This is a genomic window from Streptomyces sp. NPDC055254 (assembly GCF_053606025.1).
Genome location: NZ_JBSGQV010000001.1, coordinates 181,493 through 206,759, shown reverse-complemented (window position 1 = coordinate 206,759; position 25,267 = coordinate 181,493). Strand labels below are relative to the sequence as shown.

The 25,267-nt window shown below is 73.2% G+C and carries 20 protein-coding genes; 13 read left to right on the top strand and 7 right to left on the bottom strand.

What is annotated here, in order from left to right:
• The first annotated feature begins 22 nt into the window (after positions 1-22).
• The gene (gene gatB, locus ACWFQ8_RS00930) at positions 23-1,477 is read left to right on the top strand and encodes an Asp-tRNA(Asn)/Glu-tRNA(Gln) amidotransferase subunit GatB (protein WP_453784282.1); all 1,455 of its coding nucleotides are present in this window, start codon (positions 23-25) and stop codon (positions 1,475-1,477) included.
• A gap of 81 nt (positions 1,478-1,558) precedes the next feature.
• On the opposite strand, the gene ACWFQ8_RS00925 is transcribed toward gatB, so the two are convergent.
• A complete protein-coding gene (locus tag ACWFQ8_RS00925; protein ID WP_453784050.1) occupies positions 1,559-2,161 on the bottom strand; it encodes a GNAT family N-acetyltransferase in 603 nt (200 codons plus the stop codon).
• Positions 2,158-4,284 carry a penicillin acylase family protein gene (locus ACWFQ8_RS00920; RefSeq protein ID WP_453784049.1) on the bottom strand — a complete coding sequence of 709 codons (2,127 nt, stop codon included), beginning with the start codon at positions 4,282-4,284 and terminating at the stop codon, positions 2,158-2,160. Before ACWFQ8_RS00920 ends, ACWFQ8_RS00925 begins: the two co-directional genes overlap by 4 nt.
• Before the next feature lie 77 nt (positions 4,285-4,361).
• Between ACWFQ8_RS00920 and ACWFQ8_RS00915 the strand changes: the two genes are divergently transcribed.
• On the top strand, positions 4,362-5,102 hold the full coding sequence (locus ACWFQ8_RS00915) for a siderophore-interacting protein (RefSeq protein ID WP_453784048.1): 741 nt from the start codon (positions 4,362-4,364) through the stop codon (positions 5,100-5,102).
• A 48-nt stretch (positions 5,103-5,150) separates the two neighbouring features.
• On the opposite strand, the gene ACWFQ8_RS00910 is transcribed toward ACWFQ8_RS00915, so the two are convergent.
• Positions 5,151-5,651, bottom strand: coding sequence for a DinB family protein (locus ACWFQ8_RS00910; RefSeq protein WP_453784047.1), 501 nt, complete (start codon positions 5,649-5,651; stop codon positions 5,151-5,153).
• Between the two features lie 83 nt (positions 5,652-5,734).
• The gene (locus tag ACWFQ8_RS00905) at positions 5,735-6,565 is read right to left on the bottom strand and encodes a GNAT family N-acetyltransferase (protein ID WP_453784281.1); all 831 of its coding nucleotides are present in this window, start codon (positions 6,563-6,565) and stop codon (positions 5,735-5,737) included.
• 59 nt (positions 6,566-6,624) lie between these two features.
• Between ACWFQ8_RS00905 and ACWFQ8_RS00900 the strand changes: the two genes are divergently transcribed.
• The 7 genes from ACWFQ8_RS00900 to ACWFQ8_RS00870 all read left to right on the top strand — a co-directional run bounded on the left by ACWFQ8_RS00900 (position 6,625) and on the right by ACWFQ8_RS00870 (position 15,769).
• Positions 6,625-7,017 carry a signal peptidase I gene (locus ACWFQ8_RS00900; protein ID WP_453784046.1) on the top strand — a complete coding sequence of 131 codons (393 nt, stop codon included), beginning with the start codon at positions 6,625-6,627 and terminating at the stop codon, positions 7,015-7,017.
• Between the two features lie 209 nt (positions 7,018-7,226).
• Positions 7,227-9,476, top strand: a complete 2,250-nt coding sequence (locus ACWFQ8_RS00895) for an MMPL family transporter (RefSeq protein WP_453784045.1) — start codon at positions 7,227-7,229, stop codon at positions 9,474-9,476.
• A 38-nt stretch (positions 9,477-9,514) separates the two neighbouring features.
• Positions 9,515-10,069 carry a GNAT family N-acetyltransferase gene (locus ACWFQ8_RS00890; RefSeq protein ID WP_453784044.1) on the top strand — a complete coding sequence of 185 codons (555 nt, stop codon included), beginning with the start codon at positions 9,515-9,517 and terminating at the stop codon, positions 10,067-10,069.
• 91 nt (positions 10,070-10,160) lie between these two features.
• A complete protein-coding gene (locus tag ACWFQ8_RS00885) occupies positions 10,161-10,763 on the top strand; it encodes a hypothetical protein (protein WP_453784043.1) in 603 nt (200 codons plus the stop codon).
• 66 nt (positions 10,764-10,829) lie between these two features.
• The gene (locus ACWFQ8_RS00880) at positions 10,830-12,281 is read left to right on the top strand and encodes an MFS transporter (RefSeq protein WP_453784042.1); all 1,452 of its coding nucleotides are present in this window, start codon (positions 10,830-10,832) and stop codon (positions 12,279-12,281) included.
• Positions 12,282-12,450: 169 nt separating this feature from the next.
• The gene (locus ACWFQ8_RS00875) at positions 12,451-12,618 is read left to right on the top strand and encodes a hypothetical protein (protein WP_453784041.1); all 168 of its coding nucleotides are present in this window, start codon (positions 12,451-12,453) and stop codon (positions 12,616-12,618) included.
• A gap of 82 nt (positions 12,619-12,700) precedes the next feature.
• On the top strand, positions 12,701-15,769 hold the full coding sequence (locus tag ACWFQ8_RS00870; RefSeq protein WP_453784280.1) for a helix-turn-helix transcriptional regulator: 3,069 nt from the start codon (positions 12,701-12,703) through the stop codon (positions 15,767-15,769).
• Here the strand turns inward: ACWFQ8_RS00870 and ACWFQ8_RS00865 are convergent.
• The 3 genes from ACWFQ8_RS00865 to ACWFQ8_RS00855 form a co-directional block, all read right to left on the bottom strand.
• The gene (locus ACWFQ8_RS00865; RefSeq protein ID WP_453784040.1) at positions 15,732-15,920 is read right to left on the bottom strand and encodes a DUF6191 domain-containing protein; all 189 of its coding nucleotides are present in this window, start codon (positions 15,918-15,920) and stop codon (positions 15,732-15,734) included. The two genes, ACWFQ8_RS00870 and ACWFQ8_RS00865, sit on opposite strands and share 38 nt — an antisense overlap.
• Before the next feature lie 33 nt (positions 15,921-15,953).
• Positions 15,954-17,126 carry a PQQ-dependent sugar dehydrogenase gene (locus ACWFQ8_RS00860; protein WP_453784039.1) on the bottom strand — a complete coding sequence of 391 codons (1,173 nt, stop codon included), beginning with the start codon at positions 17,124-17,126 and terminating at the stop codon, positions 15,954-15,956.
• Between the two features lie 300 nt (positions 17,127-17,426).
• Positions 17,427-18,434 carry an aldo/keto reductase gene (locus tag ACWFQ8_RS00855; RefSeq protein ID WP_453784038.1) on the bottom strand — a complete coding sequence of 336 codons (1,008 nt, stop codon included), beginning with the start codon at positions 18,432-18,434 and terminating at the stop codon, positions 17,427-17,429.
• A 73-nt stretch (positions 18,435-18,507) separates the two neighbouring features.
• Here ACWFQ8_RS00855 and ACWFQ8_RS00850 point away from each other — a divergent pair, with 73 nt between their 5' ends.
• The 4 genes from ACWFQ8_RS00850 (at position 18,508) to ilvN (ending at position 25,257) form a co-directional block, all read left to right on the top strand.
• Positions 18,508-19,455: a 2-hydroxyacid dehydrogenase gene (locus ACWFQ8_RS00850; RefSeq protein WP_453784037.1), complete on the top strand. Its 948-nt coding sequence runs from the start codon at positions 18,508-18,510 to the stop codon at positions 19,453-19,455.
• Between the two features lie 341 nt (positions 19,456-19,796).
• A complete protein-coding gene (locus ACWFQ8_RS00845; protein WP_453784036.1) occupies positions 19,797-22,610 on the top strand; it encodes a putative bifunctional diguanylate cyclase/phosphodiesterase in 2,814 nt (937 codons plus the stop codon).
• A gap of 204 nt (positions 22,611-22,814) precedes the next feature.
• Entirely contained in the window at positions 22,815-24,701 is a 1,887-nt protein-coding gene (locus ACWFQ8_RS00840; RefSeq protein ID WP_453784035.1) for an acetolactate synthase large subunit, read from the top strand.
• A gap of 31 nt (positions 24,702-24,732) precedes the next feature.
• Positions 24,733-25,257: an acetolactate synthase small subunit gene (gene ilvN / locus ACWFQ8_RS00835; protein ID WP_384542584.1), complete on the top strand. Its 525-nt coding sequence runs from the start codon at positions 24,733-24,735 to the stop codon at positions 25,255-25,257.
• The last annotated feature ends 10 nt before the right edge of the window (positions 25,258-25,267 follow it).

The window sequence follows — 25,267 nt, the reverse complement described above, 5'->3', positions numbered from 1 at the left end:
TCTCGCCTCGTTCGACCCCGTCATGGGCCTGGAGGTCCATGTCGAGCTCGGCACCAGGACCAAGATGTTCTGCGGCTGCTCGACCGAGCTCGGCGCCGAGCCCAACTCGCAGACCTGCCCGGTCTGCCTGGGCCTGCCCGGCGCGCTGCCGGTCGTCAACGCGATCGGCATCGAGTCCGCGATCAAGATCGGCCTCGCGCTGAACTGCGAGATCGCCGAGTGGTGCCGCTTCGCCCGGAAGAACTACTTCTATCCGGACATGCCGAAGAACTTCCAGACCTCGCAGTACGACGAGCCGATCGCCTTCAACGGCTTCCTCGACGTGCAGCTGGAGGACGGCGAGATCTTCCGGGTGGAGATCGAGCGCGCCCACATGGAGGAGGACACCGGCAAGTCGCTGCACGTCGGCGGCGCCACCGGCCGTATCCACGGCGCGTCCCACTCCCTGCTGGACTACAACCGCGCCGGCATCCCGCTCATCGAGATCGTCACCAAGCCGATCGAGGGCGCGGGCGAGCGGGCCCCCGAGGTGGCCAAGGCGTACGTCGCCGAGCTGCGCGAGGTCATCAAGGCGCTCGGCGTCTCCGAGGCCCGCATGGACAAGGGCCAGATGCGCTGCGACGTGAACCTGTCGCTGCGCCCCACCCCCGAGGCGCCCTTCGGTACCCGTAGCGAGACGAAGAACGTCAACTCGCTGCGCTCCGTCGAGCGCGCGGCCCGCTTCGAGATCCAGCGCCACGCGGCGGTGCTCTCGTCGGGCGGCTCGATCGTGCAGGAGACCCGGCACTTCCACGAGGAGGACGGCTCCACCACGGCCGGCCGCATCAAGGACAACGCCGAGGACTACCGCTACTTCCCGGAGCCCGACCTGGTGCCCGTGGCCCCCGCCCGCACCTGGGTCGAGGAGCTGCGCGGCGGTCTGCCCGAGATGCCGCGGGTGCGCCGCAACCGGCTCCGCGAGGAGTGGGGCGTCACCGAGCACGACATGCAGTCCATCCTCAACGCCGGCGCGGTGGACTCCATCGTCGCCACCATCGAGGCGGGTGCCGACGCGGCCGCCGCGCGCAAGTGGTGGATGGGCGAGCTGGCCCGCAACGCCAACGAGCAGGGCGTCGTCGTCGACGAGCTGCCGATCACTGCGGCCCAGGTGGCCCGGGTGGCGGCGCTGGTCGCGGCCGGCGAGCTGAACGACAAGCTGGCCCGCCAGGTCCTCGAAGGCGTCCTCGCCGGTGAGGGCACCCCGGACGAGGTCGTCGAGAAGCGCGGCCTGAAGGTCGTCTCGGACGAGGGCGCGCTCGGTGCGGCCGTGGACGAGGCCATCGCGGGCAACGCGGCCATCGCGGACAAGATCCGCGGCGGCAAGGTCGCCGCGGTCGGCGCCCTGGTCGGCGCGGTCATGAAGACCACGCGCGGCCAGGCCGACGCGGCCCGCGTCAAGGAGCTCATCCTGGAGCGCCTGGGCGTGACGGAGGGCTGAGCGGCCGCCGTCGCGTTCCGAACGAAGGGGCGGTGTTCCGGGGAGACCCGGAACACCGCCCCTTCGGCGCTGCCGCCCGCGTCACCGGGACGCGCGGACGCGCTCCGGGGCGTCGAAGAAGGCGAGGCGGGCACGCTTCGCCGGGAGGTAGACCTCGGGGAGGTCGATCTCCGGGAGCTCGACCTCCGGGCCGAGCGTGAAGCCCGCGCGCTCCATACGGGCGACGGCCTTCTCGTTGCGGGCGTCCGGCTCCACGACGACGCGGCGCGCGGCGGGGTCCGAGAAGACGAATCCGAGGAGAACCGACATCAGGGTGCCCGTGAAACCCGGTTCCGCGGCGCGCTTGACCGGGCCGACGAGCAGGTGCGCGCCGACGTCCCCGGGCCGGACCTCGTAGCACTCGCCGACCCGGTCCTCGGCGCAGTCGTACGTCTGGAACAGCGCCACCTGCTCGCCGTCGCGGCTGACCATGTACGCGTGGTGCGTGGTGCGGCGGTCGACGTCCTCGTAGATCTCCTGCACGAGTTCGCGGCCCGCGTCGGCCATGCCCCAGAACCGGGCCCGCTCCTCGGTGACCCAGCTGTGGATCAGGGCGGAGTCGGCGGCCGGGTCGACCGCGGTGAGGGCGACCGTGCCGAAGCCCTCGACGACTCGGGTGTGCACGGGCTGTCCGGTGGAGATCATCTGGATTCCTTGGTGAGGCGGGCCCAGTCGGTGACGACGGGGACGAGTTCGCAGCGGGCCCACAGGGGCAGCTGGTCGAGGTGGTGGGGCGAGCCGGGCACGCCGTCGGCACCCAGCGGAACCGCCCAGAGGCTGTCCTCGCGGTCGGCGAGGTCCCAGACATAACGGGCGGCGGACGCGCGGGCGGTGAGGTCGGTGAAGCCGGGGACGGAGGAAGTGGCGTTCACGCAGTCGTGGTCGCCGCCCAGGCCGGGCCAGCGCGTCTGCGGGTCCGGGAGCGCCGACCAGGGCGTGAGGCGGTGGACCTCGGACCACGGGGTGTCGGGGGTGGCGGCCGCGGCCGTCTCCTCCAGGGCGGCGCGGACGTGCGCGGCGCGGTCGAGGCCGGGCAGGAGGGAGGTCGTCAGCAGGCCTTCGAGGGCGTAGCCGACGCGGGGGACCAGGTACAGCCAGGGGTGGAACACCTCCGGGCCGCCGGGCGCTCCGGCCAGGCCCGCGAAGACGGGGTCGGCGGCGAGCCGGCGTACCGTCGCGGTCCGGAACGCCGAGAAGACCGTCGCGTCGGTGGAGTCGGCCGCCATGCGCCGGTCCCAGCCGAGCAGCCGGGTCCGCAGGGACTCGGCCTCGGGGGACAGGCCGTCGAGCGCGGGCAGCAGCGCCAGCAGGGGCGCGGCGGAGGCCAGATGGGTATCGCCGTGCACGTCGGCCATCGCCTTCGGCGACCAGTCCGCGGAGCCGCTGAGCAGCTCGCGGATGCGGTTCGCGCGGTGCGGGGGCGCGAACTCCACGCCCAGCGGGGAGGCGATGCCGCGCGCGTTGGCCATGACGGCGAAGCCCTGGACCGGCTCCGCGGGGGTCTCGGCCCAGCCCTGCCAGGCGTACCGGGCGTCCCAGGCGGGCACCGGGCGCAGGCGGTTGGCGGGGTCGCGCAGCGGAACGGCTCCCGCGACCCGGTGCAGCAGGCCGCCCTCCGCGTCGGCGGCGTGGACCACGTTGACGGGCTCGGCCCAGCCGTCCAGGGCGCGGTCGACGTCGGCGACGGTGCGGGCGCGCAGCAGGGCGGGGAGGGCGGCGAAGCCGAGGTCCCGGCGGACGCGGGGCGGGTAGCGCAGGGAGAGGGTCCGGTCCGCTCCGGCTCCGTCTGCGCCGGCTCCGTCGGTGTCCTCTGTGTCAGTGTCGGTGGGGGTCCCGTCCGGGACGCCGCCGATGACCACGGGGCCGCGGGCGGTCTCCAGGACCTCCACCTCGACGTCCTCGCCGCCCGCCACCGCGATGGTCTCGACGTGCCGCCGCACGGGCTCCCACACGCCGTCCGGGCCCAGCGCCTCGACGGCGTCGCCCTCGCCGCGGCGCACCTGTTCGACGTACAGGTCCTGGTAGTCGGCCATGGCGTTGGTGATCGCCCAGGCGACGGTGCCCGCGTGTCCGAAGTGGGCGAGGCCGGGGACGCCGGGGACGGCCAGGCCGAGCACGTCGTACTCCGGGCAGGAGAGACGTATCTGCTGGTAGACGCCCGGGTTCTCGATGAACCGGTGCGGGTCGCCCGCGATGATCGCGGCTCCCGAGGCGGTGCGGTCGCCCGGGACCAGCCAGCCGTTGCTGCCGGCCGTCCCCGGGCCGTCGGTGGCGAAGAGGGTCACCGCGTCGTCGCCGAGGGCGCGGCCCACGCGGTCGCGCCACAGCTTGGTGGCGAAACCGGCGAAGAGGATGTGGGTGGCGGTCCAGACCGCGAGCGGCACCCACGGCTCCCACGGGAGCGGGGTGTGGCCGGTGCGCGCGAAGTTCCCGTCGCGGGCCGCGCCGTCGGCGAGTCCGTCGTTCACGCCGTCCACGTACGCGCGGACCCAGGCGGCGGTCTCCGGGTCGAGGGCCTCGTAGCAGCGGCGGGCGGTGTCGGCGAGGCGGCTCCGGCGGGCGAACCGGTCCCAAGTGACCGCCTCCTGGCCGAGGAACGCGGCGCTGGACCCCTCGGCGCGGTGGCGCTCGACCTCCAACTGCCAGGCGCGGTCGAGGGCGGTGACGCGGCCCTGGGCGAAGGCGAGCGCGAGGCCGTCGCGTGCGCGGACGTGCGGAACGCCCCACGCGTCGCGGTAGACCTCGTGGTCGTCATTCACACGGTTCACGCTGCTCACACTCTTCCCCACGGTGCATTAGGTTAGGCTGACCTAACTATATAGAGGTGTCCGGGGAGGAGTCGAACATGGCGGTCGGCAAAGGGTGGGAGGGCGTGGTCCTCAAGCTCCTGCGGGGCAAGGACTTCACGTTCACCGTCACGGGGGCGGAGGACGTCACCGAGCACTACCGCCGCGTCCACTTCACGGACGGCGGGCTGCTGGCGGCCGCCGGGGACTCCCTGCACCCGACCATGTGGGTCCGGGTGTGGTTCCAGGGCGCGGGCAAGCCGCACCAGCGCGCGTACACGCTCGTGGACCCCGACCCGCAAGCGGGCACCTTCTCCTTCGAGTTCGCCCTCCACGACGGCGTCGCGAGCGACTGGGCGCGCACGGCGCAGGTCGGTGACACCATCGACGCCACCGTCCAGGGCACCGGATTCGCCGCCCCCGACCCGGCGCCCGAGCGGCTGCTGGTCATCGGCGACCCCGCCTCGCTGCCCGCGGTCAACTCCCTGCTGGACTCCCACCCCGGGACCCCCGCGACGATCTGGCTGGAGACGCAGCACGCGTCCGACGCCGACCTGCCGCTGCGCGCCGACGCGGACCGCCACGACGTCCGCCGTGTCGCGCGGGCCGGCGCCGCGCTGATCGACCGGGTCCGCGACGAACTCCCGGAGCTCGTCGCGGACCCGGAGGGCGCGTACGTCTGGCTGGCCTGCGACACGGCGACGACGCGCACGCTGACGGCGTACCTGCGCAAGGAAGTGGGCCTGCCCAAGCAGCGGGTGAACGGCCTCGGCTACTGGAGGCCGGGCACCGGCGGCTAGGGAGTTGCGCTGCGCCGGTCCGCCACGCCCTCGCGCTGCGCCGGTCCGCTACGCGCCGGTGGCGCCGTCGATCGCCTCGCGGAGGAAGTCGGCGTGACCGTTGTGCCGGGCGTACTCGTGAATGAGGTGGAGCATCAGTACGCGCAGCGAGGCCTCTTCGTTCCAGCCCGGCGCGTACGCCGTCACGTCCAGCGACGCGGCGGCGGACTCGATGCGGCGGGCGTGCGCCACCTCGGCCTCCCACGCGGCGAACGCCTCCGCCCGGCCGGAGCCGGAGGCGTCGTAGGCGGCCTGGAAGTCGTGCGTGTCCGACCACAGGTGGGGCAGGTCCTCGCCGCTCAGCACGCGCCGGAACCAGTGCCGTTCGACCTCGGCCATGTGCCGGACCAGCCCCAGCAAGGACAGGGTGGACGGCGGCATCGAGGCGCGGCGCAGCTGCTCGTCGGTCAGGCCCTCGCACTTGAGTGCGAGGGTGGCCCGGTGGAAATCGAGGTAGGCCCGGAGGGTCTCGCGTTCGTCGCCGGTCAGGGGCGGGCTGATGCGTTCCATGCGCGTGATCCTGCCCTTCGCGGCCGGGTCGGGGGAAGGGGACCGGGGCGGACGGCTCGGCCCCGCCCGGCACCGCCCGGCCCTCAGGCGGTGCGGGCGCCCGGCGTCCACACGTACGGCACGGTCACGCCCAGCACCCCGAAGCCCAGCCGTTCCAGGATCGGGCGGCTGTCGTCCGAGGCGTCCACCTGGAGGTACGCGATACCGCGCTCGGCCGCCAGACGGGCCCGGTGGGCGACCAGCAGGCGGTAGATCCCCCGCCCCCGCCACCCCGCCACCGTGCCGCCGCCCCAGAGCCCCGCGAACGGGCTCCCCGGCCGCATCTCCATCCGGGCCGCGCTGACCGGGGTGTCGCCCGCCATCGCCAGCACGGCCGCGATGTTCCGCGGCTCCTCGCGCAGCAGGGTGAGCATCAGTTCCCTGATCCGCGGCTGCTCGGTCCCGAAGGCCCGTGCGTGGACCTCCATCATCAGGTCCACCCCGGCCTCGTCCGTCACCGCGCGCACCGTGACGCCCTCCGGCGGATCCACCGGCAGGTCCGCGAGATCCGCCACCCGCGCCACCATGAGCGTCTCGGCCGGTTCCGCGACGAGGCCCGCCGCGCGCAGCCGGTCCCCGAGGTCCGCCGGCCGGTCGTGCCCGTAGAGCTTCCATTCGAACTCCGACGCCCCGCGCCCGGCGAAGTACGCCACCTGCGCCGCGATCTCCCCGTCCGCCGTGTCCTCGTCGAGGTCCGACCACAGCACGCCGTTCCACCCGACCCCGAGCCCGGACCCGGGCCCCGCCCCGGCGACCGTCTGCCGCACGACCGGGCCCACCCGCTCCACCCGCGCGTGCGCGGCGTCGGGCCGCGCGTCCCGTCGCATCCCGGCGTCGTACTCGGCCCGGATCCTCAGCAGTTCCCCTTGTTCCATCGTCATCGCCCCAGGCCATCAGGTCCGGCCGGGCTCGACAACTGCATTAACCTCGCCCCGTGAACGACGACTCCACCATCTACACGGGCCGGGCCGCCCCGGACGCGGCCGCTGACCGGGGCTGGCTGCTCGGCCACTTCAAGGACCCCGGCGACCCGCGCCACAGCGAGGACGTGGAGATCAAGTGGGGCGTCCACCCGAAGGGCGACGAGCGGGCGCGGTGGGCGACCGCCGAGAAGCGCACCGCGCTGCTGGTGCTGATCAGCGGCCGCTTCCGGATGGAGTTCCCGGGGCGCAGCGTGGTCCTCGCCGAGCAGGGGGACTACGTCGTGTGGGGGCGCGGCACCGACCACTCCTGGTACGCCGAGGAGGACGCGGTGGTCCTCACCGTCCGCTGGCCCTCCGTTCCGGGCTACCGGGTCGACGAGCCGGAGGGCCCCCCGCCCCGATGACGCGGGTCCGGCGCCGCCCCGGCTCCCTGTGATAATGCACACGAAAGGGACCAACGATCACGAAACGCTGCGATCGTGGCGGTGCAGACCACCTGGGCCGCACCCTGGGGCGACCCCCCGGGCCACGGCCGGGCCTTCATCGAGTTCACGCGTTCTTTGCGACGGGCTGTCTCCCCGCTAAAGATGCGAATCACCAGGGAGCACGTCCGTTGGCAGCAATCGCGCGGTGGTGCATGCGCCACCGCCTCCTCGCCGTCCTGATCTGGCTGCTCGCACTCGGCGGGACCGCGGCGGCCGCCGTGTCGGCGGGAGCGGCGTTCTCCAACGACTACGAGGTCCCCGGTACCGAGTCGGGCAGGGCGGCCGCCCTCCTGCGCGAGGGGTTCCACGGCCGGGGCGGAGACACCGACACCCTCGTGTGGCGGGCCCCCGACGGACACAGCGTCCGCACCCCGGACATCGAACAGCGCATGACCCGGGCCCTGGAGACCGTCGCCGCACTTCCCGGCGTCGCCTCGGTCAGCGGTCCCTACGGGCCCGAGCCCGAGCGCGCCGCGCAGATCAGCGGCGACGGGCGCACCGCCTACGCCGTGGTCACCTTCGACCTCCCGGGCGACGCCGTCCCCAGGGCCCAGGCCGAGGCCGTCGTGAAGGCGGCGAAGAGCCCGGCCACCGAAGCCGGCGGCCTCCAGGTCGAACTGGGCGGCCGCGCGATCGCCCTCACCGAAGCCCCCACCGCCCACCTCGCCGAGGCCATCGGTGTCGCCGTCGCGGCCCTGGTCCTCTTCCTCGCCTTCGGCTCGCTCGCCGCGAGCCTGCTGCCCCTGGCGACCGCCCTGGTCAGCGTGGGCACCGCCTACTTCGGCATCACCCTGCTCGGGCACGTCATGCCCGTCGCCGACTTCGCCCCGATGCTCGGCACCCTCATCGGCCTGGGCGTCGGCATCGACTACGCCCTGTTCATCGTCACCCGGCACCGCAAGGGCCTCGCCCGAGGGCTCGCCGTCGAGGAGGCGGCTCGCGACGCCGTCGCCACCACCGGCCGGGCCGTCGTCTTCGCCGGGGCCACCGTCTGCATCGCCCTGCTCGGCATGCTGGTACTGCGGCTGAACTTCCTCAACGGCGTCGCGATAGCCGCCTGCGTGACCGTGGTGCTGACCGTCGCCGCGTCCGTGACCCTGCTGCCCGCCCTGCTCTCGTACATCGGCATGCGCGCGCTGTCCCGCCGCGAGCGCCGCAGGCTGGCCGCCGAGGGCCCGGCGCCGCAGCGGACGACCGGGTTCGCCGTCCGCTGGTCCGCCTTCGTGGAACGCCGCCCCAAGCTGCTCGGCGCCGTCGCCGCCGCGGTCATGGCCGTGCTGGCCCTGCCCACCCTGTTCCTGCACCTCGGCACCTCCGACCAGGGCAACAACCCGGCGCATTCCACCACCCGCCAGGCCTACGACCTGCTCGCGGACGGGTTCGGCCCCGGCACGAACGGCCCGCTCACCGTCGTCGCCCGCCTGGACGGCGCCGGCGACCGGCTCGCCGTCGCCCGGCTGACCGACGCGCTCCGCGCGACCGACGGCGTGGCCTCGGTGGGTCCGGCCGTCCTCAACCGGGGCGGCGACACCGCGGCGATCACCGTCGTACCGGATTCCGCCCCGCAGTCCCGCGCCACGAGCGACCTCGTCGACACCCTGCGCACGGACGTCGTCCCGCGCGCGGAGGAGGGCAACTCGATGCGGGTCCACGTGGGCGGGGTGACGGCCGGCTACGACGACTTCGCGGAGGTCATCGTCGGGAAGCTGCCGCTCTTCGTGGGGGTGGTCGTCGCCCTGGGCTGCGTGCTCCTGCTGCTGGCCTTCCGGTCCATCGGTATCCCGGTCAAGGCCGCGGTCATGAACGTCGCCGCCGTCGCCTCCTCCTTCGGCGTCGTCGTGGCGATCTTCCAATGGGGCTGGGGCAGCGAGCTGCTGGGCCTGGGCAGCGCCGGACCGATCGAGCCCTTCCTGCCCGTGATCATGGTGTCCGTCCTGTTCGGACTGTCGATGGACTACCAGGTCTTCCTCGTCAGCCGGATGTACGAGGAGTGGCTGGAGACCGGCGACAACCGGCGGGCCGTGCGGGTCGGCCTCGCCGAGACCAGCCGCGTCATCAACTCGGCGGCGGTCATCATGATCGCGGTCTTCCTCGCCTTCGTGCTCAGCGGAGACCGGATCATCGCGATGTTCGGCATCGCGCTCGCCGCGGCCGTGGCCCTGGACGCCTTCGTCCTGCGCACCCTCCTCGTCCCGGCCCTGATGCACCTGCTCGGCGGCGCGAACTGGTGGCTGCCCGCCTGGCTCGACCGGCGGCTGCCGAGGATCAGCATCGAACCCTCGCAATGCCGCCCGCATGCGAAACTTCCGACGCAACGGCCCGACGCGGAACCCGCCACGAGCGAGGACGGCGCCGAGCCCGCGGCAGTGTCCCGCTGAACCGGCATCCGCCCGTACGAGACCCGAGGAAGACCCGAATGTTCTCGATCGCCCTCGCCGACGACGCCCAGCTCTTCCCGTTGGAGGTCCGGCACGCCGAGGAGTTCCTGGCCCACATGGACCGGGGCCGGGAGTACATAGGCGAGCACATCGTCCTTCCCGACCTCGCGACCGACCTCGACGCGACGCGCGCGTTCCTCGCGGACTACGCGCAGCGCACGGCGGCCGACGGCGGGCGCATCTACGGCATCCGCGTCGACGGCACCCTCGTCGGAGGCGTGCTGTTCCGGACCTTCGACACCGCCACCGGCAACTGCGAGATGGGCTGCTGGCTGGAACCGGCGGCCTCCGGCCGGGGCCTGGTCACCAAGGCCTGCCGCGTCCTGCTCGACCACGCCTTCGGCGAGCGCGGCATGCACCGCGTGGAGTGGCTCGCCTCCGCCGCCAACAAGAAGAGCCTCGCCGTGGCCGCGCGCCTCGGCATGACCCGCGAGGGCGTCATGCGGCAGAACTACCCGCACCGGGGCGTCCGTCAGGACACCGAGGTCTGGGCGATCCTGACCCACGAGTGGGCCGCCTCCGCCGGGCGTTAGGACGTCCCGGCCGGACCCTTCGGCGCCGCCGGGGGGCGGGGTCCGGCGGATTCTCATGAACCTCTCAGACAGGGCGCCTACGGTGCCCCGCATGGACACCACCAAGCCCCCCGCCCCGAACGCCCCCGAGGCGGACAACACCCCGGCCGACCTCACGAAGGGCGAGGCCACCCGGCCCGCCGAGGCCGCCGGCGGCAGCGACACCGACGCCGTGCCCGCGGACGGTGGCGTCGTCTCCGAGGCCGACGAGAACCTGGACGAGGACGACTTCGACGCTGACCCGGACGAGGCCGGGGCGAAGCCGACCGGCGTCGGCTCCGCGGCCGCCGCCGTCGTCGCCGCCGGCCTCGGCCTGGTCGCCCTCAGCGGCAGCTGGGTCTCGCGTGTCCTGGCCGAACGGCAGACCCTCGTCGGCCAGATCGAGGGCAACAAGTCGGCTCCGCCCGCCGACCAGATATCCGCCCTCTACGGTGACGCCTGGCACCTCACGGCGCTCACCAACGGCGTGCTGTCCACGATCGCGCTGCTCATCGCCGTCTTCGTGCTGGCCAGCCCCGCCTTCGGCGCTCCCGGACGCACCCACGCCACCTGGGTCCGCGCCGTCGCGTGGGCCGCCGTCGTCCTCGCCGCGCTCGGCGTGGTGGTCTTCGGCATCATGTACTTCCTGCCGCTCCCCTCGGTCCCGGCGACCTGAACGGGCTGACCGTGCCGTCCCGCGGCACGGGGTGCACGATGGGGTGAGGGCGCGGATGGGAGCCCCATGGACCCCTTCAGGCACGGCGAGGCGCGGCAGCGCGCGTTGTTCGCGGGGCGGGACCGCGCGGTCATCGCGGCGGCCTCCCTCGCCATGCTGCTGGTCCAGATGGACTGGTTCGCCCTCAACCTGATGCTGCCGGCGATCGCCGAGGACTTCGGCACGCCCACCACCGACCTCCAATGGCTGGTCAGCGGCTACATGCTGACCCTCGGCGCCTTCATGATCATCGGAGGGCGGGCCGCCGACCTGCGGGGCAGGCGCACCGTCATGGTCTGCGGTCTGACCGGCTTCGCCCTGGTCTCGGTGGTGTGCGCGGCGGCGCGGAACGTGCCCTGGCTGGTCGTGGGGCGCGTCGTCCAGGGCGCGACGGCGGCCCTGGTCCTGCCCGTCGCCGTCGCCGTCGTCACGGCCCACTTCCGGGACGACCGGCAGGGCAGGGCCGTCGGCACCGTGCTGGCCTTCAGCGCCATCGGCACCGCGCTCGGACCCTTCGTCGGCGGGGTGTTCGCCGAACACCTCAGCTGGCGCGCCGTCTTCCTGCTGAACGTACCCGTCTGCGCCGCCGCGGTGGTCCTGCTGCTGCGCCGCGTCGCCGACACCCGCGACGAGCGGGCGGCCAAGGGACTGGACCTGCCCGGCGCGGTCACCCTCGCCGGCGGCCTCACCGCGATCATGCTCACCGTCGACCAGGGCGGCCGGTGGGGCTGGACGTCACCGGCCGGCCTGGTCTGCTCCGTGTCCGGCGCCGCCCTGCTCGTGGCGTTCCTCGTGATCGAGCGGCACACCCCCGAGCCCCTCCTGGACCTCTCGATGCTGCGCAACCGGCCCTTCGTGACCGTCACCGCCGTCGGCTCCGTCTCCAACATCGTCTACTGCCTGGTCGCGGTCCTGTGCGCGCTCTACCTCCAGCAGGCGCGCGGCCTGTCCCCCCTGGACGCCGGGCTGGTCTTCCTCGCCCTCTCGGTGGGAGCGGGGGCAGCCAGTTTCGGCTCCGGGCACCTGGCGCTGCACCGCCGGCCGGAGGTCCTGATGGCGGCCGGGCTCGTCCTGAGCGGGGCGAGCCTGCTGGTCCTCACCTGGACCACCCCCCTCGCCCTGTACACGGCCGTGTTCGCCGTGGTGGGCTTCGGCCTCGGTCTGGGATGGGCGCTGACCAGTGTCGCCACCCAGGCCTACGTCCCCGCCGGGCGCCTGGCCGCCGCCTCCGGACTCGTCTTCACCTCCCTGGTCCTGCTCGGCGCCGTAGCTGTCGCCGTGGCGTCCACGGTCCTGGAGGCCCTGAGCGGCTCGGCGGCCCGCGCCGCCGCCGACGGACCCGCGATCGAGGGCGTCCTGCGGGTGGCGGCCCTCATGGCCCTCGCCGCGGCGGCGTCCCTCATTCCCCTGATCCGCGCCCACCACCCGCCCCCTGCGGACCCCGCGGCCCGCAACGGGGCCCGTGAGCCCCGCTCCTAGGACGCCGACCCGCCCGCCTTAGGGCGCCCGGGGCGAGGACCGGCGGCGGCCTAAGGACCCCCGCCCCGCGCGGATGGGGCATGAGCCCGATGTGCCGGCCCCCTGCGGGACGCGACCCTTGGACCACACCGAACGAGGTGCACGAGAAACGCCACCAGGGGAGTACGAGATGTTCGAGTACGAGATGGCCATCGCCCGCCGCGCCGACCTGATCCGCGAGGCCGACGCCTACCGGCTGGCGCGCGAGGCCAGGAGGGCGCGCCGGTCCACTTCCCGCGGCCAGGAACCGGAGGGGCCGGTGAGAGAGCACCGCGGCTTCTTCGCCCGCGCCGCGTGACCCGCGCCGCGCCCACCGCGTGACCTGACGCGCGATGAGGAGCGCACCGATAACGAGTGCCGCCGAGCCGGACGCCTGTGCGATGCTCGGCGACGTGGAGACCAGATCTGTCAGCCCGGTGTTCGTCGGCCGCGCCGACGAACTGGCCGCACTCACCAGCGCACTGACACGCGCCTGCGGCCAGGAGCCGCAGGCCCTGCTCGTCGGCGGCGAGGCCGGGGTCGGCAAGACCCGCCTCACGGAGGAGTTCCTCTGCGAGGCCGCCCGCCGCGGCGCCGTGGTCGCGGTCGGGGGCTGCGTGGAGATCGGAGCGGTGGGCCTTCCCTTCGCCCCGTTCTCGACGGCCCTGCGCACCCTGCACCGGCTGCTCCCCGGCGAACTGGCCGCCGCGGCCGCGGGCCAGCAGGACGAACTCGCCCGGATCCTCCCCGAACTCGGGGACACCCCGCGCGGGCCGCACGACGAGGAGAGCACCGCCCGGCTGTTCGAGCTGACGGCCCGGATGCTGGAACGCCTCGCCGCCGACCGCACCGTCGTCCTCGTCCTGGAGGACCTGCACTGGGCGGACGCCTCCACCCGGCACCTGTTGTCCTACCTCTTCCGCACCCTTGCCACCGGCCGGCTGGTCATCGTCGCCACCTACCGCGCCGACGACGTCCACCGCCGCCACCCGCTGCGCCCGCTGCTCGCGGAACTCGACCGGCTCCGCACCGTCCAGCGCCTCGAACTGCCCCGCTTCAACCGGGCCGAGGTGCGCCGCCAGCTCGCGGGGATCCTCGCCTCGCAGCCCGAAGAGGGCTTCGTGGAATCCGTCTTCGACCGCTCCGACGGCAACGCCTTCTTCGTCGAGGAGCTCGTCGCCTCCCAGGAGAACGGCTGCCGGGCCGGGTTGACCGAATCCCTGCGCGACCTCCTCCTCGTCCGCGTCGAGGTCCTCCCGGACGAGGCCCAGCGCGTGGTGCGGGTCGTCGCCGAGGGCGGCTCCACCGTGGAGTACCCCCTCCTGCGCGCCGTGGCCGGACTCAGCGAGGACGAGCTCATCGAGGCCCTGCGCGCCGCCGTCGGCGCCAACATCCTGCTCGCGACCCCCGAGGGCGACGGCTACCGCTTCCGCCACTCGCTGGTCCGCGAGGCCGTCAGCGACGACCTCCTGCCCGGCGAACGCTCCCGGGTCAACCGCCGTTACGCCGAGGCCCTGGAGGCCGGCGACACGTTGATCCGCGCGGAGGAGCGGGTCATCCGCCTCGCCAGCTACTGGTACCACGCCAACGACCCGGCCAAGGCGCTGCCCGCCGTGCTCGCCGCCTCCGTGGCCGCGCGCCGCCGCCACGCCTACTCGGAGCAACTGCGCCTGCTCGAACGGGCCATGGACCTGTGGGACAGCACCCCGGAGGAGGTCCGCGAGGCGCTGCGCCCGGCGGACTACACGGACGCGTACCCGCCGTGCGGCTGCGACCCGGCGACCACTCCGCTGCAGCGCCTCGACCTGCTGGCCGAGGCGACCGTCGCGGCCCGCTTCGGTGGGGAGCGCGAACGCGCGTTGAAGATCACGAAGACGGCGCTGCGCATGCTGGAGGACGGGGGCGATCCACTGCGGGCCGCCTGGTTCTGGACCGAGCGCTCCCGGCTGGTCTCCAGCCTCGCGCGCGGCGACGGCTGGGAGGAGATCGCCAGGGCCCAGGAACTGGTCCGGGGGATGCCCCCGTCCCAGGTGCACGCCGAAGTCCTCGTCCGGGCCGCGGGCTGGGGCATGCTCCACAACCCGGGCCCCGGCAACCTCGCCGCCGCCGAACGCGCCGTCGAGTACGCACGGATGGTGGGCGCCGAGGACACCGAGCTCTACGCCCGGATCACGGTGGGCTCCCTGCTCACCGACTCCGGCGACGGCGAGGACGGCCTCGCCGAGATGCACGCGGTCAGGGAACGGGCCACGGCGCTCGGTCTCACCATGATCGCGGGTCGCGCACATATCAATCTCACCTCTCAGCTGGAAAGCATGGGCCGGTCCCGCGAAGCCGTGGAACTGGCAGAACAAGGGGCCGAACTGGTCAAGAAGGCCCGGCTGCTGGACACCGAGGCCTGGGTGCGCGGCAACATGGCCGAGAGCCTGTACAGCCTCGGCCGCTGGGACGAGGCCGCCGAGGCGGCCGGCCGCACCCTGAACGTCGGCCAGAGCGCCGCCCCGCGCGGCTGCGCCGCCACGCGGCTGGCCCACCTGGCCCTGGCCCGGGGCGAACTGACCGAGGCGGCCGCCCGGCTCGCCGCCGCCCACACCCACTACGGCACCCACTTCATCCAGCCCCAGCACCGGATTCCGCTGTACCGCCTCGCCGTCGGCGTGGCAGCGGGGGAGGGCCGGATCGGCGACGTGCGCACCGAGACCGCCGCGGCCGTGGCCGCAGGATTCCCGCTGGGTCAGCACCGCTACGCCTGGCCGCTGCTGCTCGCCGCCGCCTCCGCGGAGGCCGACAGCCGGGGACTCCCCACTGCCGACCCCGGCCGGGAGGCGGCCCTGCAGGTGCTGCGCACCGCCGCCCGCTCCCTGGCCACCCCCTTCCCGGTATGGGTGGCGCACTCCGAGTACGTCCGCGCCGAGCTGCTCCGGGCCGAGGCCCGGGACACCGCGGCCGACTGGACCGCGGTGGAAGCGGCCGTCCGCCCGCTGGAGCGCCCGTACCTGCTGGCCCGCGCCCGCCACCGGCTCGCCGAGGCCCTGCTCGCCGGGGGCGGCGACCGGGACGCCGCGGCCGAGCTCCTGCGCGACGCCCACGCCACGGCCGACCGCCTCGGCGCCCGCCGGCTGCGCGAGGACCTGGCACTGCTGGCCCAGCGCGCCCGGCTCCCGCTCACCGAGCCCGACGAGCCGCCCGGCGCGCCCGCTCCCACCGATCCCGTCGAGGCGCTCGGCCTGACCAGCCGCGAGCGGGACGTCCTGCGCCTGGTCGCGGCCGGCAGCACCAACCGCAAGATCGCCGAGGAGCTCTTCATCTCCCCGAAGACGGCGAGCGTGCACGTCTCGAACATCCTGGCCAAGCTGGGCGTCGCCGGGCGCGGCGAGGCGGCCGCCCTCGCGCACCGGCTCCGGCTCTTCGCCGCGCCCGTCCCCGTCCCCGTCAGTGCTGTTCCGGAGCCGGCTCCTCGACGCGTATGAGCACCTTGCCGGAGTCGAGGTCTATGGGACCCCGTCCCGGGTCGCCGTCATTGACATCGGTCCGGGACGACTCCAGCCGCTTCTTCTCCTCGTCCGTGTGCTTGCGTCCGGGACTGAACAGTTCCTCGATCTGGTTGAACACCGCGCCCACCGCTCTCTCCGCCCTCCGCAGGGGCTCCGCCGCTCATCGAACCGTCAGTGTCAGGATCCGGTCGTCGCCGGCTTCCGGCGACCCGCGGCCGTCCGTCTCACTCGTGACCAGCAGCAATCTGTCCCCGCCGAGCGCCACCACCGTCCGCAGCCGGCCGTACTTCCCCTCCAGGAAGGCCTCCGGCCGGGCCACCGGCTCCGTGCCGGCCAGCGGGATCCGCCAGAGCCGGTTGCCCTTCAATCCGGCCATCCACACCGAGCCCTCCGCCCAGGCGATGCCGCTCGGCGAGGCCTCGCCCGGGTCCCACACCGCCACCGGGTCCCTCATCCCGGGCTTCCCGGCCTTCCCCTCGGCCTCCGGCCAGCCGTAGTTCGCGCCGGGCTCGATCAGATTCAGTTCGTCCCAGGTGTTCTGGCCGAACTCGGCGGCCCACAGCCGTTTGTCCTTGTCCCAGGCGAGGCCCTGCACATTGCGGTGCCCGAAGGAGTACACGACCGAATCGGCCTCCGGATTGCCGTGCACGGGATCCCCGTCCGGCGTCATCCGCAGGATCTTGCCGCCCAGCGACTTCTTGTCCTGGGCCAGTCCCGTCTGTCCGGTCTCACCCGTCCCGGCGTAGAGCATCTTGTCCGGACCGAACGCGATGCGCCCCCCGTTGTGGACGAGACCCTTGGGGATGCCGCGCAACACCGTGTCCGGCGCGGCCAGTTGCTGACCCGGAGCCCTCCGTTCGTCGTACCGCAGCCGGGCGATGCGGTTGTCGGACGCGGTCGTGAAGTACACGTACACCATCCGGTCCGCGGCGAAGTCCGGCGACAGCGCGAGCCCGAGAAGTCCTCCCTCGCCACCGGGATCGACCCCGGGAACCTCCCCGATCCGGGTCACCGTGCCCGAGCCCGCCGCGACCCTGCTGATCGTGCCCTTGTCGCGGGAGGCGACGAGCAGGTCCCCGCCCGGCAGCGGAGCCACGCCCCAGGGGGACTCCAGCCCCTTGGCGGCTTCCCCGGTCACCGTCACCGAGCCCGCCGCCGGCGGAGGGGTGGCCTGCGGCGAGGCGGCCGCGCTCCCCGGGGGCCCCGACGAACCGGCCCCGGAAGCGGCCGTCCCCGGTGGCGATCCCCCCGGCCCCGCGCCGCTGCCGCCCGGTGGGGAACACCCCGCCGCCAGTAGCGCCCCGCAACCGGCCAGCGCCACCGCCGCCAGCACCGGCCCTCGCCCTGCGACCGGTGCCCCGGACCGTCCCGGGCCGAACGCCGCCCCGCTGTGCCCGGCCACCCCGCCCCGTCCGGCCGCCCCGTGCCCCGGCCCGGATCCGTACGCCCCGGGGGACCCGTACCCCTGCCCCGCCGCCCGTCCGTACCGCATCGCACGTCGCATCGCGTACCGCACCGCGTATCGCATCGCCCTGCTCCCTTCCGGTCCTCCGATCGTGCCCTTCACCCGTCTCAACACCCCGGGCACCCATCGAAGTTCCACCACTCGTACACCCGATCGAGTGGTTGGCGGTCAGTCCCAGGCTCCGACCGCCGCCGGCAGCGCGGCCACCGCGGCCAGGTCCCCGGCCGTGAGAAGGACCTCCGCCGCCCGCGCGTTCTCCGCCGCCCAGTGCGCGCGGTCCGCGCCCGGCACCGGCACCACCTGCGGGCCCTGCGCCAGCACCCACGCCAGCGCCACCTGCGCCGCCGTGACCTCGGGCCCGTGCCGCCGCGCCACCCGCCGCAGCTCCGCCACCAGCACCTGGTTCGAGGCCATCGCCTCCGCCGTGAACCGGGGATGGCGCGCCCGCGCGTCCTGCGACTCGAAGCCCCCGCCCGGCGTCAGCGTCCCGGTCAGGAACCCGCTGCCCAGCGGCATCGCCGCCAGTAACCCCACCCCCCGCGCCGCGCACCAGGGCAGCAGCTGCCACGCGGCCTCCGGCGACCACACCGACAGCTCCGCCTGCACCGCGCTCACCGGGAACACCTGCTGCACCCGCTCCAGGTGCCCCAGCGTCGCCCCGTACGCCGGGTCCCCGCCGCGGCCCGCCCCCGGTCCGGCGCCCGCACCCAGCGCGCAGAAGCCGAGCGCCCGCACCTTCCCCGCCCCCACCAGCTCCGCCATCGCCCCCCAGGTCTCCTCCACCGGCACGTCCGGATCCACCCGGTGCAGCTGGTAGAGGTCGATGACGTCGGTCCGCAGCCGCCGCAGCGAGGCGTCGCACGCCCGCCGCACGTAAGCGGGCCGGCCGTCGGCCACCACGTGCTGCTCACCCGCCCGCAGCCCCACCTTCGCGGACACGAAGGCGTCCGCGCGCCGCTCCCGCAGCACCCGCCCGAGCAGCAGCTCGTTGGTGTACGGCCCGTAGACGTCCGCCGTGTCCAGCAGGTTCGACCCCAGGTCGAGCGCCGTGTGGACGGCGGCCAGCGATTCCGCGCCCCGACGGCGCGAAGGCGCGTACCCCCAGCTCATCGGCATGCAGCCGAGGCCTATGGCGCCCACCGCCAGCGCCCCCGCCCCGATCGACCTGCGCTCCACTCCCGCGTCCCCCTCCCGGTCCGGCAATCAAAATAACGGCTTGATCAAGATGCCTTCGCATAGCCTCGTGATCATGACCGCACAGACCGGGGACATCTGGCTCCCCTTTCCCGCCCGGGAGATCGAAGGCCTTCCCGACGTCTTCCGCTACCGCCAGTGGGACGGCGAGGACGCCTTTCCGGCCGATCCCGCCGACTGCGTCTTCTACGTGACCCCCTACATGAAGTCCGCCGAGGTCACGGTCCGCCCGCTGGCGGGGATGCCCGCCGTCCGGGTCGTCCAGACCCTGACCGCGGGCATGGACCACATCCTGGGCGGCATCGGCGGCCTGCCCTCCGGCGTCCGGTTGTGCAACGCCGCCGGGGTCCACACGGCCAGCACCGCCGAACTGGCCCTGGCCCTGACCCTGGCCTCGCTGCGCGGCATCCCCGGCATGGTCCGCGACCAGGACCGAGGCCGGTGGCGCTTCGGCGTCCACGACGCCCTCGCCGACAAGTCGGTGCTGATCGTCGGCTACGGATCGATCGGCTCGGCCGTCGAGGACCGCCTCGCGCCCTTCGAGTGCGAGCGGATCACCCGCGTCGCTCGCACCGCGCGCACCACCGACCGCGGAGAAGTGCATGCCCTGGCCGACCTGCCCGGGCTGCTGCCGCACGCCGACGTGGTCGTGCTCACCACCCCGCTGACGGAGGAGACCCGGGGCCTGGCCGGCGCCGACTTCCTGCGCCGCATGAAGGACGGCGCGCTGCTCGTGAACGTCGCGCGCGGACCCGTCGTCGACACCGAGTCCCTGCTGGCGGAGGTCGAGTCGGGTCGGCTGCGCGCCGCGCTCGACGTCACCGACCCCGAACCGCTGCCGGCCGATCACCCGCTCTGGCACTCTCCCCGCGTCCTGATCACGCCCCATGTGGGCGGCGGCAGCACGGCGTTCGAGCCGCGGGCCAAGCGCCTGATCGCGCGCCAGCTGACCCGGTTCGCCGCGGGGGAGCCCGTGGAGCACACGGTACTGATCACCGAGTGACACCCGTGATGCGTACGCTCCGCAGTCACTCGAACGCGCAAGGTGGGCTCAACTCCCCACGTGGTAACGGAGAGTAGAGCAACTATGTCCCTGAGTGACGAAATTGGTGTATCGTCCGGAAGAAGGGGCTGCGCCGCGAACGTCTGGCGCTGGGGAGTGATCGGACACTTTGGGGGGCGACGGGCGATGCACGGCCAATGGGTGAAGGATCCGATGCGGCAGAGCCGCCGGAGGCGACGATGGGGTGCACCGGAACCGGCCGGCGAGGGGGACCGGTGAGTGCCCCGGGGGCGGCGCTCCTGAACCGGCCGGCGGTCCCGAGCGCCGGTAGGGGCCTGGGGATGCAGCTGCTCCTCGCGGTGATCAGCGGAGGGTACGCGGTGGGCGCCGCCCTCAATTGGGGTTCGGTGGAAGTCGCCGAGATCATGGGCGACTTCGGACTCAGCGCGGCCGGATTGCTCGCCGCCGTCTCCTGCTACTCCTACGCCCGGGCCATCGACCGGCGCGAACGCCCGGCCTGGCTGCTCTTCGCGTTCTCCTCCCTCATGGGTGCCTGCGGCAACGCGGTCTGGGGCTGGTACGAGGTGATCCTCGGGCAGGAGGTGCCCAAACCCTCGCTCGCCGACTTCGCGTTCCTGTGCTTCGCCCCGCCCGCCATCGTGGGTCTGCTCGTCCTCGCCAAACGCCCGGTCACCCGCGCCGGCTGGGTGTGCCTGGGGCTCGACTCCTGGCTCATCGGCGGCTCGCTGCTCACCCTGTCCTGGAGCCTCGCCCTCGCCCATGCGGCGCAGACCGCCCAGTCCGGCGCCCCCGGCAGCGTCCCGCGCGCCGCGCTCTCCCTCGCCTATCCGCTCCTGGACATCGCGCTCGTCTCGATGGTCCTGGTCCTGCACTTCCGGCGCTCCGAGACCAACCGCTCCGCCGTCAACACCGCCATCGCGGCGCTCGCCCTGACCGTGCTGAGCGACGCCCTCTTCACCTCCCCGCTGCTGAGCGCGGAATACCAGTCAGGACAGCTGCTCGACGCCGGCTGGTTCGCCGGCTCGCTGCTGCTCGCGTACGCGCCCTGGGGCGCCCGGCGCATGCACCCGCCCCCGGAGCCGCCCGGGCCCTCGCGCGCGGAGCGTCCGCACAGCCGCCCGATCACGGGATCGCTGCCCGCGCTCACCCCGTACCTCGCCGCCGCCGTGTGCACCCTCGGGATCCTCTACAACGTCGTGGACGGCCGGAAGGTCGACCGGATGGTCGTCTTCACCGGCTGCACGGTGGTGCTCGCCCTCGTCATCCGGCAGGGCATCATGCTCCTCGACAACATCGCCCTCACGCAGGAACTGGCCCAGAAGGAGAACCACTTCCGCTCCCTGGTGCAGGGCTCCAGCGACGTCATCATGATCGCCGCCCCCACCGGGATCCTGCGCTACGTCAGTCCCGCCGCCGCCGGGGTCTACGGCCGCGAGGCGGAGGAGCTGATCGGCACCGAGCTCGCCGCCCTGATCCACCCGGACGACCTCGGCCGCGTGATCCACGAGGTGCGCCGGTTCCTCGCGGCGCCGCCCTCGGACGAGCCCACCACGCGCATCGAATGCCGGTTCGCCTCGGGTGACGGCGAATGGCTCAATGTGGAGTCGACCATCAACCGCCACCAGGGCGGGCTCATCCTCAACAGCAGGGACGTCACCGAGCGGGTCCGGCTCCAGGCCCAGCTCCAGCACAGCGCGGAGCACGACGCGCTGACCGACCTCCCCAACCGCGCCCTGTTCACCCGCCGGGTCCGCCAGGCCCTGACCGGCCGGCGCTCGGGCGATCACAGCACCGCCGTGCTCTTCATCGACCTGGACGGCTTCAAGGCCGTCAACGACACCATCGGCCACCAGGCCGGCGACGAGCTGCTCGTCGAGGCCGCGCGCCGGCTCCAGGACTCGGTCCGGGCCGGGGACACCGCGGCCCGCCTCGGCGGGGACGAGTTCGCCGCGCTGATCTTGGGCGACGGCAGCCGCGACCGCAGCGCCCGCGAGTACCAGGTGCGCGAGATCGCCGACCGGCTGCGCACCACCCTCGCGCAGCCGTACCGGATCTCCGGCAGCGAGGTCCGGGTCGCCGCCAGCATCGGCGTGGCCTTCGCCGACCCCGGCATCACCCCTTCGGACCTGATGCGCAACGCGGACCTCGCGATGTACCGCGCCAAGGCGGGCGGCAAGGACCGCGTCGAGCTCTACGCCCCGCAGATGCAGGCCGAAGTGGTCCGCAAGGCCGAGCTGGCCGGGCGGCTGCGGACCGCGCTGCACGACGGGGAGTTCGCGCTGCTGCACCAGCCGGTGGTGTCCCTGGCCACGGGCGAGATCGCGGCCGTGGCCGCCAAGGCCCGCTGGCGCTCGGCCCAGGGGATCCTCTTCACCCCGGCGGAGTTCCTCCGCGTCGCCGAGTACAGCGAGGGTGCCGCCGCCACCGCCGGCCCGGACGCCTCACGCACCGCCGAGCTGGGGCGATGGCTGCTGGAGGAGGCCGTGGAACAGGCCGCCGACCGGCGCCGCGCCGGGCACGACGCCCCGGTGGCCGTCCGGATGACGGCCCAGCGGCTGCTCGACCGCGCCGTACCCCTGGCCTCCGTCGAGGCCCTGCTGACCCGGCACGGGCTGCCCTCGGGCGCCCTGGTCCTGGAGCTCGCCGTCTCCGACCCCAGAGTGCCCTTCGACGACCTGGAGCGGCGCCTGACGGCCCTGCACCGGCTCGGGGTGGGAATCGCCCTGGACGGCTTCGGCAGCGGCTACGCGGCCATCAGCGCCCTGCGCAGGCTGCCCGTGGACATGCTCAAGCTGGACCGGGGCCTGGTGGAGGGCGTCGTCGAGTCCGCCCGCCTGCACAAGATCACCGCCGGACTGTTGCGGATCGCAAACGACCTGGGCATGCGTTCGGTGGCCGAGGGGGTGGACCTGCCCGAGCAGGTCATGGCGCTGCGCGCGATGGGCTGCACGCACGGCCAGGGGATGGCCTTCTCCGGCCCTCTCGACGAGTACAGGCTGCGCCGTGCGCTCGTGCGCGGTACGTTCCCAGTACCGGGCGGAGCGGCCCAACCGGCGTTGGCCGGCGGTTCCCCCGGGGGTTCGATGGTCATCCGCAGAGGCTCACATAATGAGACGCCCGTCCCACCTACTTGACATCCACCTCCCGCCGGAGGGAGGGTCAGTGCCATGCGCACCCGAATTCTCGTACTTGGAAAGCGCGTCGGCTGAAGCCGGGACCAGCATGTCCCCGCTCAACGCACCCGACGCGCTCCCCTCGCCTGCCTCCCGGCACGAGGGGTTTTTTGTTGCACTGGCACAGAGTCGAATCCTCGTGAAACCCTCAGCTTCGAGAAGAGAATGCCGATGACCGAGCAGGCCACCGGGGCCCACCATCCGCAGCCGCGGCCCCGTTCCGGAGGACACCAGTCCGCCGCCGTTGAGCCCGTCACGGGTGCGCAGTCCCTCATCCGCTCTCTCGAAGAGGTGGGGTGCGACACCGTCTTCGGCATTCCGGGCGGCGCCATCCTCCCCGCGTACGACCCGATGATGGACTCGCAGAAGGTCCGTCACATCCTGGTCCGCCACGAGCAGGGGGCCGGCCACGCCGCCACCGGCTACGCGCAGGCCACCGGCAAGGTCGGCGTCTGCATGGCGACCTCGGGCCCGGGCGCCACCAACCTGGTCACCCCGATCGCCGACGCGCACATGGACTCCGTGCCGCTCGTCGCGATCACCGGTCAGGTCTCCTCCAAGGCGATCGGTACCGACGCCTTCCAGGAGGCGGACATCGTCGGCATCACCATGCCGATCACCAAGCACAACTTCCTCGTCACCAGGGCCGAGGACATCCCGCGGACGATCGCCGAGGCCTTCCACATCGCCTCCACCGGCCGTCCCGGCCCGGTCCTGGTCGACATCGCCAAGGACGCCCTCCAGGCGCGGACCGCCTTCAGCTGGCCGCCCACCCAGGACCTCCCGGGCTACCGGCCGGTCACCAAGCCGCACGCCAAGCAGATCCGCGAGGCCGCCAAGCTCATCTGCCAGGCCAAGCGCCCGGTCCTGTACGTCGGCGGCGGCGTGATGAAGTCCGGCGCCACCGCCGAGCTCAAGGTCCTCGCCGAGCTGACCGGCGTCCCTGTCACCACCACCCTGATGGCGCTGGGCTCCTTCCCCGACAGCCACCCCCTGCACGTGGGCATGCCCGGCATGCACGGCGCGGTCACGGCCGTCACCGCGCTGCAGAAGGCGGACCTGCTGATCGCGCTCGGCACCCGCTTCGACGACCGCGTCACCGGCAAGCTGGACAGCTTCGCCCCCTTCGCCAAGATCATCCACGCGGACATCGACCCGGCCGAGATCGGCAAGAACCGCGCGGTCGACGTCCCGATCGTCGGTGACGCCCGCGAGGTCATCGCCGACCTGATCCAGGCCGTCCAGGCCGAGCACACCGACGGCCACGCCGGTGACTACAGCGCCTGGTGGAAGGACCTCAGCCGCTGGCGCGACACCTACCCGCTGGGCTACGACCTGCCCGAGGACGGCATGCTCTCGCCGCAGCAGGTCATCGAGCGGATCGGCGCGCTCGCGCCGAAGGGCACCATCTACGCGGCCGGCGTCGGCCAGCACCAGATGTGGGCCTCGCACTTCGTCAAGTACGAGGAGCCGCGCACCTGGCTGAACTCCGGCGGCGCCGGAACCATGGGCTACGCGGTCCCGGCCGCGATGGGTGCCAAGGTCGGCATGCCCGAGCGCACGGTCTGGGCGATCGACGGCGACGGCTGCTTCCAGATGACCAATCAGGAACTGGTCACTTGTGCGCTGAACAACATCCCGATCAAGGTCGCGATCATCAACAACGGCGCCCTGGGCATGGTCCGCCAGTGGCAGACGCTGTTCTACAACCAGCGGTACTCCAACACGGTGCTGCACGCGGACGAGACCGGTCACGGCACCGTCGGCTCCCAGCTCGGCGAGTCCACCGCCCCCCGCAAGGGCACGCGCGTCCCGGACTTCGTCAAGCTGTCCGAAGCCATGGGCTGTGTCGCGCTGCGCTGCGAGGACCCGGCCGACCTGGACAAGGTCATCGCGGAGGCCAACGCGATCAACGACCGCCCGGTCGTGATCGACTTCATCGTCCACGAGGACGCCATGGTGTGGCCGATGGTCGCCGCAGGCACCTCCAATGACGAGGTCATGGCAGCCCGGGGCGTCCGTCCCGACTTCGGCGACAACGAAGACGACTGAGCCGAGAGAGCCGAGAGAGAGAACGACCCACATGTCCAAGCACACGCTCTCCGTCCTGGTCGAGAACACGCCCGGCATCCTCGCCCGGATCGCCGCGCTGTTCTCCCGCCGCGGGTTCAACATCGACTCCCTCGCGGTCGGCGTCACCGAGCACCCCGACATCTCGCGCATCACCATCGTCGTGAACGTCGAGGACCTCCCGCTGGAGCAGGTGACCAAGCAGCTCAACAAGCTGGTCAACGTGCTCAAGATCGTCGAGCTGGAGGCGCACAACGCCATCGAGCGCGAACTCGTCCTGGTGAAGGTCCGCGCCGACAACGAGACCCGCTCGCAGATCGTCGAGATCGTCCAGCTGTTCCGCGCCAAGACCGTCGACGTCTCCCCGGACGCCGTCACGATCGAGGCCACCGGCGGCACCGACAAGCTGGGCGCGATGCTCAAGATGCTGGAGCCCTTCGGCATCAAGGAGCTCGTGCAGTCCGGCACGATCGCCATAGGGCGCGGCGGCCGGTCCATCACGGACCGCAGCCTGCGCGCGCTCGACCGCAGCGCCTGACCCCGGACGC